The organism is Caballeronia sp. ATUFL_F1_KS39 (genome assembly GCF_023630985.1).
Taxonomy (GTDB): Bacteria; Pseudomonadota; Gammaproteobacteria; order Burkholderiales; family Burkholderiaceae; genus Caballeronia; species Caballeronia zhejiangensis.
The window spans coordinates 24,252-37,037 of the sequence record NZ_JALQDZ010000056.1 but is presented as its reverse complement, the minus strand read 5'-3'; the positions used below and the strand labels follow the sequence as shown (position 1 = coordinate 37,037).

Below are 12,786 nucleotides of genomic sequence, written 5' to 3'. Positions count from 1 at the left end.
GCAATGACTCACATCCATACGACTCATAACGCGTTCCAGAAGATTCCGGTCACGGTGCTGACCGGCTTTCTCGGCGCGGGCAAAACCACGCTGCTCAACTACATCCTCCGCGAAAAGCATGGACACAAGATCGCGGTGATCGAGAACGAGTTCGGCGAAGTCGGCATAGACGGCGGGCTCGTGCTCGAATCGACCGAAGAGATCTACGAGATGACGAACGGATGCGTATGCTGCGTCGGCGCAGTGCGCGAAGACCTCGTGCGCATCGTGAGGATGCTGGTGGAGCGGCCCGAGCGGCTCGATCACATCATCGTCGAGACGAGCGGGCTCGCCGATCCGTATCCTGTCGCGCAGACCTTCTTCATCGACGATCCGATTGCGCAACGCGTGACCCTCGATGCCGTCGTGACGATGGTCGATGCAAAGCATATCGCCGCGCATCTGGACGATCTCGTGCTCGACGGCCGCGACAACCAGGCGGTCGATCAGATCGTGTGCGCGGATCGTATCGTCGTCAACAAGGTGGACCTCGTGACGGCGCAGGACATCGCTTCATTGAAAGAGCGGCTGCGCGGGCTCAACGCAACGGCTGAAATCGTCGAATCGAGTTTTGCGCAGATCGATCTGCGCGCGATTCTCGGCGTGGGCGCGAATGAGTTTGCCCAGCAACTCGTCGAAGCGGACGACGATCACGATGACCACCACGACGATCATCACCACGACGAAAGCGTGAGCTCGGTAGGCATCGAAGTCGATGCCGATATTGAACTCGACGCGCTGCAAGCGTGGCTCGCCGAACTGCGCGCATCGGATGCGACGAACCTCTTTCGCATGAAGGGCATCTTCGCCGTGAAAGGACAGCCGTATCGCTACGTGCTGCAAGGCGTGCACGACATCATCGAATTGCGCGCGGCGCAGGCGTGGGGCTATGAGCCGCGTTCGAGCCGAATCGTGTTCATCGGACGCGAACTCGACCGCGCCGCGCTGACCGAGCGCTTTCATGCCTGCCTTGCGGTGCCTGTCGCGGCCTGACGAACGCAGCCGCCGATAACGATAATCAGGAGACACGTTGATGAACACCGACCAACATCCCGTCGATCGCATCCTGCCCAAGCGGCAGATGATCACGCTCGGCCTGCAACATATGCTCGTCGCTTACATCGGCGCGATTGCCGTGCCGTTGATCGTCGCATCCGCATTGAAGATGTCGCCCGCTGACACCACCGTGCTCATCAGCACGGCGCTTTTCTGCTCGGGCATCTCGACGGTGCTGCAAACCGTCGGCGTATGGAAGTTCGGCGTGCGTCTGCCTATTCTGCAAGGCGTCGCGTTCAGCAGCGTGGGACCGGTCATCGCGATCGGCCTGAGCCCCGGCGTCGGCTTCGCGGGCGTGTGCGGCGCGGTGATCGGCGCGGGCGTGTTCACGATGTTCGCCGCGCCGCTCGTCGGACGTTTGCGGCGTTTCTTTCCGCCTGTCGTGACCGGCTGCATCGTCACCGTGATCGGACTGCAACTCTTTCCGGTCGCGTATCAATGGGCGGGCGGCGGTGAGAACGCGCGGCACTTCGGCGCGTTGCCGTTCCTTTGCGTCGCGTTGTTCGTCGCGCTCGTGATTCTCGCCGTCAACCGCTTTGCCAATGCGTTCCTGCGCAATCTGTCGGTGCTGATCGGACTTGTCGCGGGCAGCGTGCTTGCCTGCTCGCTCGGCATGGGCGACTTCGCCAACGTCGCCAACGCGCCGTGGTTCACGATGCCGTTGCCGTTTCACTTCGGCATGCCCGTGTTCTCCGTGGTGCCCGTTCTGACGATGATCGTCGTGATGGTCGTGCAGATGATCGAATCGATGGGTCTCTTCGTCGCGATCGGCGATATCGTCGACAAGAACATCAGCGAGGAAGACGCGGTGCGCGGCATGCGCGCGAATGGTCTCGCGAGCGCGATAGCCGGAATGTTCGCCGCGTTCCCGTTCATCGCATTCATGGAGAACGTGGGACTCGTGATCCTGACAGGCGTGCGCAGCCGATGGGTCGTGGCGGTGAGCGGCGTGCTGATGTGCGTCGTCGCGCTGGTGCCCAAGATCGGCGCGGTCGTCGCATCGACGCCTGCCGCTGCGCTCGGCGGCGCGGGCATCGCGATGTTCGGCGTCGTGGTCGCGGCGGGGGTGCAGACGCTCTCCAAAGTGGACTTCGAGCGCAACCGCTACAACGTGCTGATCGTCGGCTTCACGATCGCGACCGCGCTCATCCCGGTGATGGCGCCGCAAGTGTTCAAGCAGATGCCCGACTGGACGCAGCCCTTCGTGCACAGCGGCGTCGTGCTCGCGTGTCTCGTGTCGGTCGTGCTGAACGCCGTGCTCAACGGCGCACATGAGGAAGACGTCGTACCTGCGCCCAGCATGGTGCGCGAGTAAAACGTGTTGAAAGGACAAGCGTTCATGAACATCTCAAACGAAGCATTACTAATCAAGCATCCCGTCGCGGTGATGAGCGGATTGTGTGGCGACGCCGCACGGCTCGGCAACGTCGATATTCGCATCCGCGATGGCGTCATCCGCGCCATCGCGCCGAATCTCGACGCGCGCGACGACGAACGCGTCATCGATGCGCGCTCGTGCGTCGCCTATCCAGGCTGGGTGAACACGCATCATCACCTGTTCCAGAACCTGCTGAAAGCGGTGCCTTCAGGCGTCAACGCCGATCTGCAGGAATGGCTCGCCGCGGTGCCGTATCCGCGGCTCGCGCGCTTCACGCCGGACCTCGCGCGTGTCGCTGCACGCCTCGGCATGGCCGAACTACTTTTGTCGGGCGCGACGACGTGCGCGGATCATCACTATCTCTATCACGCGGAAGGCACCACGGAAACAGGCGATCTGCTCTTCGACGAAGCGGCGTCGTTCGGCCTGCGCTTCGTGTTGTGCCGTGGCGGCGCGTTGCAGGCGGCAGGCGATCATCCGGGCTTCTCGAAGGTCGCGTTAAAGCCCGAGACGCTCGATCAGATGCTTGCCGATATCGAACGCCTGAAGGCGCGCTATCACGATGCCCGCGCGACATCGATGCGCCGCGTCGTCGTTGCGCCGACGACGCCGACCTTCTCTCTGCCGCCCGATCTTCTGCCTGAGATCGCACGCGCGGCGCGCGGCATGGGCTTGCGCATGCACACGCATCTTTCGGAGACGCAACGTTATGTCGATTTCTGCCGCGAGCGCTTCGACAAGTTGCCGGTCGAATTCGTCGCCGATCACGAATGGCTCGGACCCGATGTGTGGTTCGCGCATCTCGTGCATCTCGAAGCGAGCGAGATCGCGATGCTCGCGGAGACCGGCAGCGGCTGCTCGCATTGCCCGGTGAGCAACGCGCGGCTTGGCAGCGGCATCGCCCCCGCACCGCAAATGTCCGCGGCGGGCGTGCCGATGTCGCTCGGGGTCGATGGCGTCGCGTCGAACGAATCGGGCAGCATGATCAACGAGGCGCATTTCGCGTGGCTCGTGCATCGCGCGGCGCAGGGCGCATCGGCGACGACGATCGAGGAGACGATTCACTGGGGCAGCGCGGGCGGCGCAAGCGTGCTCGGTCTCGATGCAGTAGGCACGCTCGAAGTCGGCAAGGCGGCGGACCTCGTTCTCTATGACATCGACGATCCGCGCTTCTATGGCTATCACGATCTCGCCGTGGCGCCCGTGGCATCGGGCGAGCCGGCGCGCGTTCGCTACAACATCGTGAACGGCCGCGTGGTCGTGGATGACGGCGTGATCCCGGGCCTCGATCTCGACGCCCTGCGACACGAAGCCGCCGAGGGCGTGAAAGTGCTGTTGGCAGATTAGGGGGACATTGCCATGGTTAGGATGCGCTTTCCGCCCGACGTGGATATGCCTGCGCTATCGAGTTGGAGGAAGTTATTCCGGCTGCGCCTGTGAAGCGCGAAACGTGCGATCACACTGCGTCACCGCTCTTCTTTCGAGACCGGTATTCCGTTGGCGACATCAGAAATTGCTTTCTGAATACCTTCGAAAATCTTTCGCCATTGGTCAAACCGGTCCTGCGCGCAATCTTGTCGATCGGCAAGTCGCTTTTAATAAGCAATTCGCAACTCAAATCGAGACGCGCACGCAAAAGATATTGCGAAGGCGTCAGACCGATCTCACGCTTGAACAGCCGCAGAAAGTTGCGCTCGCTCATCGCAACGGTGCGAGCCGCGTCGCCGACGGAGATGGGACGGCCGCAATTGCGCTCCAGCCAGCGCGCGGATTCCTGCGCTTTCTCGGCGAGCGTCGTCGTGCCGATGGTACTCAGCATGATTGGCAGATGCTGATCGTTGGACGAGGCCAGCCGGTCTGCCAAAGCCGTTGCGATGTCATAGCCGAGATCGCGCTTCACCAGCGCCAGCGAGTTGACGAGCGCATCGCCGCGTTCGGTCGACGTCGTGCTTTTCAATGTTCCGCCGCCCCATACGCCGCGTCCCATCGAAGCCCAGTCGCGCCGGGCGACGCCCGCGGCGGCGAGCAGCGCGTCGCCATTGCCGAGCGAACCGACCGCGCCGCTTTGCGAACACGCGATTCTCAATGACTCGAGGAGACTTTCATCCGCAGCTGCGCGCGTCACGCCAGCGCCGCCTGCAATGTATAGCGCGTCGAAGCCCTGAAAGCGCTGGCCACCTAAGCGCTCGGTCCACACACAGACCGACGATGAACAAGCTATCGCGCCACCGCGGGCGGAGACGAGACGAACGCTATAGGTCACGCCATTGCTCAGGATAGCGGATTGCAACTCGTTGGCGATATGAAGCGCCTCGGCAAGCGTTCCAGCGCCCAGAAGAGAAAATCCGTCATACAACATGATTCCTATGAGCTTTGTGCTTCTCTCTTCCGCTGCATGATAGAGACCGCTCGACTCTGCATCGCCGAAGGCTGTAACGTTCGACATGGCGTTATCTTCCTATGTTTCGGTTGCAGGTCTGCGGATCGCAAGCCGTACCAATGCCGTCGATTCCGTACTATTTCGGGAGCGTAGTTTCCTATTGCATCCGTTCTTTCCGCCATGGCGGCGAAAAGCATGGTTTTGGCCGAGATCGGCGCGTTCGGCCGCGATAACAACACGACTGTTCGATCTCTTCGGCTGTTTGAGAATAAGTGCATGAAAGTTATGGAAAGGCGCTTAATACGGAGTTCGAACTATGTCGTTTCGCGGCGCCTAAACAAAAGACCGTGTTGCGGAATGACCTATTCGGATCACCTTCATCCTCCGGGATCGAAGACTCGATGATCTCCGAAACATAACTTCTATTTCCGTCATCGCCTTGTCAAAACCGGCCTCGCGGCCTGCACAGGCGGCCCGGCCAACATCTTGCCGAATTCCGTCACGCATGAAGTCGCGATTCGTGCGAAGGCTACGCTCTGTCTTGAACCGGAACGTCAAGTGAGACTTGTTATCGAGCGGCGCTTCGGTCACCTGGACGAATGCGCCATTGCGCGGACATGCGTTGGGCACCAACTCTAATTCGGAGTGGCTCACATGAGTTTCAGCACGCGATACTCGCAATACTATGATCTTTTCTATCACGAGAAGAACTACAAGGCGGAGGCCGCGTTCGTCACCGACCTGCTCGGTCGATATGGAATAGTCAGCGGCCATCTTATGGATCTCGGTTGCGGGACAGGACGCCACGCGGCGGAGCTTGCGGCCACCGGCTTTTCGGTTTCGGGCATCGACATGAGTTTCGACATGCTCGCACGCGCCGATGCGAGACGGACTTCACTGCCGGGCACGGTGGCGAAGAGACTGAAGTTTCAGCAGGGCGATGCGCGAAGCGTCCGCACCGAAGAGCTATATGACGCGGTCGTCTCGCTGTTTCATGTCGCAAGCTATCAGACGACGAACGCCGATTTCATGGCGATGTGCCACACCGCAGCGACTCATCTGCCGCGCTCAGGACTCTTTCTGTTCGATTGCTGGTACGGTCCCGCCGTGCTGGCCGACCCGCCCAAGGTTCGCATCAAGCGCGCCACGAGCGATGAAACCGCGGTAATCCGCATCGCCGAACCGCTGATGCGTCCTCATGAGAATACCGTCACCGTCAACTACACCATCATGATGACGGACGGAAAGACGCAATGCGTCGAAACCGTTCTCGAGACGCACGTCATGCGTTATATGTTCAAGCCTGAAGTCGAGTTGATGCTGGATCTCAGCGGCTTCGAAGTGCTCGACAGCGTGAGATGGATGGGCGGCGAACTTAGCGCCGCCGATCTGTCGGCGACCTTCGTCGCGAGAAAGAGATGATGCCTGCATCGCGCACGCCGGGCGCGATGCTTACGCTTCAGTAAGCGTTGGCCCCGCGCAGACCCTTGAATACCGTCGCGGCAATGATCCGCATATCGAGTGCGAAAGTCCAATTTCCCAAATAGTACAAATCATGGGCCACGCGCGCCTCCATCTTTTCGATCCGGTCCGTTTCCCCACGAAAGCCATTGACCTGCGCCCATCCGGTGATGCCCGGTTTGATGCGGTAACGATGGATATAACCTTGCACGACTTTCTGGTAGAGATCGTCATGTTCGAGCGCATGTGGACGCGGTCCCACGACCGACATGTCGCCGAGCAGGACGTTGAAGAATTGCGGCAGCTCGTCGAGACTCGTGCGCCGGAGAAACGCACCGACACGCGTCACGCGCGGATCATTGCGCGTAGCCTGTTTCAGCATGCCGGACTGTTCGATATGCAGGCGCATCGACCTGAACTTGTAGATGGTGAATTCGCGTCCGTCCGCGCCCTTGCGCCGCTGTCTGAAGAATACGGGCCCGGGCGAACTAAGCTTGACCGCGATTGCGATAACGATCAGAAGCGGCGCGACCGCGATGAGCGCCGCGAGCGCGAACAGCCGGTCGAAAACATCCTTCTGCAATAGCGCTCTTTGCGAAAGCGGCGAAGCGACGAGATTGATCGCCGCCACCCCGAGCAAATCGCTCACGCCGCTTTCGAAGAGGGCCAGGCTGCGCACGTCGGGAATGAATCGCACGTTGACGAGATCGTCGCGAAACTCATTCACGAACCGCAGAATGGCTTTCTCCTGCGATAGCGGCAATGCAAGCCAGACTTCATGCACATGCTGCTCGCGAGCGTGGCGCACGAAGGTGTCAAAATCTTCGAAGACCGGCACTGTTGAAGTTATCGGCAATTCGGGCGATGCGTTGAATACCGCGACCGTACGAAAACCCGAATGGCTCGCGCGCTCGATTCTTTTCATGATCGACTCGCAATGCCGCCCGCAACCGACGACCGCCACGTCATGAAAGTTCATCCCGGCGTGACGCATGCGCGCGAGCACCGCATGCGTGACGAGACGGCCCACGATCATCAGCGCGCCCGACATCGCAGTCCAGTACGCGAACCAGAGGCGCGAGACATCATCGAGCCGATGCAGCGAGAACATCAGCACGAGGACGCACGCCTGCACCACGAGCCATGAGAGCGACACGCGGCTCGTCAGCACGAGCTTGCTGCGCCCGCGCCACGACTCGTATACGCCGAAGCCCGGGAACAATACGAGCGAAAACGCCGCAGCAAAGGCCACAAACGGCACGTAATAGCCCGGTTCGGCGATGTTGTCGAACCTGATCCGCGATGCAACGGTGGCCCCTCCGACGACCATCGCGACATCGAAGAGCCTTGCCAGCAATCCTTGAATATCGCGCATGTCATGCCCCGCCTTCGTGAGCTTTGTCGATAACATCAGATACGGCCATAGCAGTCATCCAGCCGCACGATATCGTCTTCGCCGAGATACGAACCCGATTGAACTTCGATGATCTCGAGTTGCACCTTGCCCGGATTTTCCAGCCTATGCCGGACGCCGAGCGGAATGTAGGTCGATTCATTTTCCGACAACAGAAACTGATCGTCCCCGCGCGTGACGAGCGCGGTGCCGCGCACGACGACCCAATGTTCCGCACGATGATGGTGCATTTGGAGCGAAAGTCGTGCGCCAGGCGCCACGACGATGCGCTTGACCTGGAAACGCTCGCCATGTTCGATCGAATCGTAAAAGCCCCATGGACGACGAACCTTGCGATGCGTTTCGGCCTCGGGCGCATGCTGTTCGCGGATGCGCGCGACAAGGCGCTTGATGTCCTGCGCGTGCGAGCGATCGGCGACCAGGACGGCATCGTCGGTATCGACGACAACGACGTTCGACGTGCCGACGCACGCGACGAGCCGTCCGCCATCGGAGCGCGCGTAGCTCGACCTCGCGCCTTCGAAGACCACGCGGCCGCTTCCGACATTGCCCAAGCCGTCCTTTTCCATGGCCTCCCATACTGCGTCCCACGATCCCAGGTCTGACCATCCCGCCGACAGCGGCACGACTACGCCGTTGCAAGGCGAGCCAGCGTCGCCGATATGCTCCATCACCGCGTAATCGATCGAATCGGAAGGCACACGGCCGAACTGATTCGGACACGGACGAAAGAAATGGCCATCGGCTTTGCCGTCTTTCAGTGCCGCCGTGCATGTCGCATGCATATCGGCATTGAGACGCGCCAGGGCATCGAGCCACACGCTCGCGCGAACGACGAAGATGCCGCTGTTCCACCAGTATGTTTGTGCAGCGAGGTATTGCGCGGCGAGTTCGGCGGCAGGCTTTTCTACGAAGCGGTCGATAAGATGAGCACCCTTCTCCAGCGCTTCGCCGAGACGAATATAGCCGAAGCCGGTATCGGGACGCGTCGGCGGAACCCCTAACGTCACGATCATTCCGCTATCGGCGTAGTCCGCGGCGATCGATATCGCTTCATGCAGCGCGCCAAGATCGGCGATCGAATGATCGGAAGGCATCGCGACGAGAATCGCGTCTTCGTTTCTTTCGACGGCCGCAAGCGCCGCGAGCGTCAGTGCGGGCGCAGTATCACGACGCGCGGGCTCGACAATGATCCGCGCATCGACGCCGCATAACCGCACTTGTTCCTCGGTCGTGAAACGATGCTCTTCGCCACACACGATGATCGGATGCATATCGACGTCGAAGTCGCCGGAGAATCCGTCCATTCGTAACACCGTAGCCTGAAGCAGCGAGTCACGTCCGACCACGCCAATCAGTTGCTTCGGAAACTGCTCGCGCGACATCGGCCAGAGGCGCGTGCCCGATCCTCCCGCGAGTATGACCGGCACAATGCGACGGCAAGACTGCATAAGCGGCGCTAGCGCGTTGGCCATCGACATCGAGTCGGTCGAACGCATTGCATTCTCCATGGCTGCACTCCGTGGTGTTACGACCCATCATCGATGCGACTGATGACGGTCATATGAAGCAGGCAATGTCCGCGAGCATGGCTTGCGGAGCTTCTAGACATACTCGGCCATCATGTTCCGGACCGCGGCCACCGCTTGATCCTGCTGCGCTTCGGTTAGTGCAAGTCCGCTCGGCAAATAGAAACCGCGCCGGCTCATGCGCTCGGCGACCGGATAACTTTCGCCCTCGAATAGCCCTTGCTTGCGAAATACAGGCTGCTCGTGCATGGGCCAGAAGAATGGCCGCGCGCTAACGCCCGCATCGGCGAGTATTGCGCGTGCTTCGTCCGCGCCGATGGGCAGGCGATCATCCAGCACCACGCCGAACACCCAATAGATGTTCTCGGCATAGGAACACGCAACAGGAGCAAGTTCCAGGCCCCTTACATCATGCAAAAGCGCTTCGTAACGCCGCCCCAGTGTGCGCTTTCTCGCTATGCGTTCATCGAGCTTCTCGAACTGCGCAAGCCCGACCGCAGCCTGAAGACTGCTCATACGATAATTCCAGCCTAGCTCCTCATGCACGAACCGCCTCTCGGGCTTGAAGCAAAGATTTCGCAAACTCCTTGCGCGCGCCGCCAGTGCATCGTCGTCGCAGAGAATCATGCCGCCTTCGCCCGTCGTGATGTGCTTGTTCGCGTAGAAGCTGAAGCAGGAGATATCGCCGAAGCTGCCGCATTGCTTTCCTTCATAGGTGAGCCCGATAGCCTGCGCCGCGTCTTCGATCACAGCCAGGCCGTACTTCTTCGCGAGGTCCAGCACCGGCTTCATGTCGACCGGCAAGCCGAAGGTATGTACGGCCATGATCGCGCGCGTGCGGCGCGTGATGGCCGCTTCGATTTTCGCTACGTCCATGTTCCATGTATCCGCATTCGAATCGACGAGCCGCAGTCGCGCGCCGGTTCGAACGATCGCCGACGCACAGGAGATGATCGTGTGCGTGGGGATGATGACTTCATCGTCCGGCTCGAAACTCAGTGCAGCGGCGGCGACGTCGAGCGCCGCGCTTCCGTTTGCGACGGCGATCGCATGCTTGCGGCCTACATATGCAGCCATTGCGCGTTCGAAGCGCTCGACGAATACGCCGTCCGACGAGATCCAGCCGCTTTCGATGCATTCGTTCAGGTATGTCCTCTCGTTTCCCTCGAGCAGGGGTTCGTTTACTGGAATCATCAGGTCCCTCTCCTGGTGTCAAGATCGATGCTCGATGGCTCGTCTGAGCCGGTCCGTTCAAGGACGAATCGATCCCGTAACGGCCTGCATGCGTTCACGCAGCATAGGATTGGGGAAAGCCGCGCCAGGCGGGGTGGCCGAATCTGCCATGACGTTGGCTGAGGCGGGTCTCGCGGGTAATGAGCCGTCCGTGGCGCATAGATGGCGGCCGCGTCATCGATGACGAGAAAGCCCGGTCGCGACAATACCTTGCCAACGTCCGCCACAAGCTGATGATTGACCGAATGCCTCGCTAATCTGGCAATCGCACATCGGGCCTCACGTTCCGATCAACGCACATCAATGGACGATTGAGCACCAACATGAATAAAGGCTCTCGGATATTTATTGCCGGGCATAAGGGCATGGTCGGCTCGGCCCTTCTCCGGCATCTCGCCAGTCGCGGCGATCACCATTTGGTTACCCGTTCCAGACAGGAACTCGACTTGCTCGATCAGCGCGCTGTGGCCGATTTCTTTGCGCACGAGCGCATCGATGTCGTGCTGCTCGCCGCTGCGAAGGTCGGCGGCATACACGCCAACTCCACTCAACCGGCCTCGTTTCTCTATGAGAATCTCGTCATCGAAACGAATGTGATCCACGCGGCCTTCAAGAAGCGCACGCCCGAGCTGGTCTTCTTCGGTTCGTCGTGCATCTACCCGAAGTATTGCCCTCAACCCATCAAGGAAGAATATCTGCTGACGAGCGCCTTCGAGCAGACCAACGAGGCATATGCAATCGCCAAGATTGCGGGGCTCAAGCTGTGTGAGGCATATAACCGCCAGCATGGGATGCGGTATATCTCGGTGATGCCTACGAACTTGTACGGTCCGAACGATAACTATGATCTGCAGAACGGGCACGTTCTGGCCGCGCTGATCCGAAAGGCACACGAAGCGAAGCTGAACGGACTCCAATCGATCTCGGTCTGGGGATCGGGCTCGCCGAAACGGGAATTCCTGCACGTCGACGATCTGGCGTCGGCGGTATTCGCGTTGCTCGACAGCCATAACGCCGAGGGCATGTTCAATATCGGATGTGGACGCGACATAGCAATCGCGGACCTCGCCCGCCTCGTCTGCGACGTCGTAGGCTTTCAGGGCTCACTGGAATTCGATAGCTCGAAACCGGATGGCACGCCGAGGAAATTGCTGGATGTATCCAGGCTATCCGCTTTGGGCTGGACGCCCACGATCTCGCTCAGAGAAGGCATCGCGGCCACTTATGCCGACTTCACGAAGAACGCACAGCGCACCGGGTACGTCGACGCGTGACGCTGGTATTCACGCGAACATAATCAACAGGAATCGAACATGTTTCGCATGGTGGTGGATCAATTGAGGAAACTCCGTCGTAGTGAAACATTCAAGTACTCGCTTGCCGCGCCCAGCCGCGCGATGTTGTTTGCACGGCAGCGGCAGAATCACGGTGTGTTTTCGATCGAGATCAGGGAAAACTGCGGCTTCTTCGCGATCATGCAAATGGTTCTCTTCATCCTTATGCACTGTGAAGAGAACCGCCTGACTCCGCGAATTTCGGCGCGAGGCGGCCTGTACGGCGATGTGAAAGGAACGATCGACTGGTTTTCGGCGCTCTTCGAAAGCGTCCGGCCGGAGAACGGGCACGCCACGTCGCATAACGTTCGGACATCCACCGTGCGCGATCCGGTTCAACTGGGTTTCCGGCAACGGTATGACGCAGCGCTTCGTCTGCGAAGCGCGAGCGATCTATTCCGCTCGTATTACCGGCCCGCGGCGCACATCCGCGAAGAAGTCGAATCGACCTGCGCAAGACTCGGGATCAGCGCCTCCACGTTGGGCGTGCACTTCAGAGGCACTGACAAGAAGTTTGAAGCGGTGACGCTTCCGTGGGTCGATTTCTGCCGGCTTGTCGATAAGACGCTCATGCTCAACCCGCAATTGACCAACATATTTGTTTCCAGCGACGAGCCGGCCTTCATCGAATTCTTCAGCGCGTGGCCGTTCGAGCGTCCGATCAATGTCGCGCCCGCGAAACTGTTATCCAACGGCGATAAGCCAGTGCACTTCAGCGGTCATCCCGGGCTGGAGATCGGACGAGAAGCGCTGGTATCGAGTCTGCTGCTTTCGAACTGCGGCCATCTTGTGAAGATGCCGTCCTATCTGTCGGCCTGGTCAAAAATATTCAATCCTGACTTGCCAGTGACATTGGCTGCGCCGCCAAAATCCAGAGAGTTCTGGTTTCCCGACAGTCAGATCTGGATTGGGCAAGAGCAGAACATGAGCGGCGTCCCCGCCTGAAGCACTCACCGTTCTCT

10 protein-coding genes are annotated in these 12,786 nt (G+C 60.1%); 6 read left to right on the top strand and 4 right to left on the bottom strand.

What is annotated here, in order from left to right; translation table 11 throughout:
* Positions 1–3 precede the first annotated feature (3 nt).
* Genes NCR93_RS27825 through NCR93_RS27815 form a run of 3 tightly spaced genes read left to right on the top strand, consistent with a single transcriptional unit; the run spans position 4 to position 3,820 of the window.
* Positions 4–1,032: a CobW family GTP-binding protein gene (locus NCR93_RS27825; RefSeq protein ID WP_175980247.1), complete on the top strand. Its 1,029-nt coding sequence runs from the start codon at positions 4–6 to the stop codon at positions 1,030–1,032.
* Between the two features lie 40 nt (positions 1,033–1,072).
* On the top strand, positions 1,073–2,410 hold the full coding sequence (locus tag NCR93_RS27820; protein ID WP_175980248.1) for a nucleobase:cation symporter-2 family protein: 1,338 nt from the start codon (positions 1,073–1,075) through the stop codon (positions 2,408–2,410).
* A gap of 30 nt (positions 2,411–2,440) precedes the next feature.
* Complete coding sequence (locus NCR93_RS27815; protein ID WP_481968744.1) at positions 2,441–3,820, top strand: isoxanthopterin deaminase; 1,380 nt, start codon at positions 2,441–2,443, stop codon at positions 3,818–3,820.
* 109 nt (positions 3,821–3,929) lie between these two features.
* Here the strand turns inward: NCR93_RS27815 and NCR93_RS32065 are convergent, their stop codons facing one another.
* Entirely contained in the window at positions 3,930–4,598 is a 669-nt protein-coding gene (locus tag NCR93_RS32065) for a helix-turn-helix domain-containing protein (protein WP_241814125.1), read from the bottom strand.
* Positions 4,599–5,507: 909 nt separating this feature from the next.
* On the opposite strand from NCR93_RS32065, the gene NCR93_RS27805 reads away from it, so the two are divergent.
* On the top strand, positions 5,508–6,275 hold the full coding sequence (locus NCR93_RS27805) for a class I SAM-dependent DNA methyltransferase (RefSeq protein WP_175980251.1): 768 nt from the start codon (positions 5,508–5,510) through the stop codon (positions 6,273–6,275).
* A gap of 37 nt (positions 6,276–6,312) precedes the next feature.
* On the opposite strand, the gene NCR93_RS27800 is transcribed toward NCR93_RS27805, so the two are convergent.
* The 3 genes from NCR93_RS27800 to NCR93_RS27790 all read right to left on the bottom strand — a co-directional run bounded on the left by NCR93_RS27800 (position 6,313) and on the right by NCR93_RS27790 (position 10,451).
* Positions 6,313–7,689: an undecaprenyl-phosphate glucose phosphotransferase gene (locus tag NCR93_RS27800; RefSeq protein ID WP_175980252.1), complete on the bottom strand. Its 1,377-nt coding sequence runs from the start codon at positions 7,687–7,689 to the stop codon at positions 6,313–6,315.
* Positions 7,690–7,724: 35 nt separating this feature from the next.
* Positions 7,725–9,227 carry a mannose-1-phosphate guanylyltransferase/mannose-6-phosphate isomerase gene (locus NCR93_RS27795; protein ID WP_372492601.1) on the bottom strand — a complete coding sequence of 501 codons (1,503 nt, stop codon included), beginning with the start codon at positions 9,225–9,227 and terminating at the stop codon, positions 7,725–7,727.
* Between the two features lie 105 nt (positions 9,228–9,332).
* Positions 9,333–10,451, bottom strand: a complete 1,119-nt coding sequence (locus tag NCR93_RS27790; protein WP_175980253.1) for a DegT/DnrJ/EryC1/StrS family aminotransferase — start codon at positions 10,449–10,451, stop codon at positions 9,333–9,335.
* A gap of 362 nt (positions 10,452–10,813) precedes the next feature.
* On the opposite strand from NCR93_RS27790, the gene NCR93_RS27785 reads away from it, so the two are divergent.
* Together NCR93_RS27785 and NCR93_RS27780 are read left to right on the top strand one after the other, a co-directional pair.
* Positions 10,814–11,764 carry a GDP-L-fucose synthase family protein gene (locus NCR93_RS27785; protein WP_033536020.1) on the top strand — a complete coding sequence of 317 codons (951 nt, stop codon included), beginning with the start codon at positions 10,814–10,816 and terminating at the stop codon, positions 11,762–11,764.
* Between the two features lie 39 nt (positions 11,765–11,803).
* Positions 11,804–12,769, top strand: coding sequence for an O-fucosyltransferase family protein (locus tag NCR93_RS27780; protein WP_008346301.1), 966 nt, complete (start codon positions 11,804–11,806; stop codon positions 12,767–12,769).
* Positions 12,770–12,786: the final 17 nt, after the last annotated feature.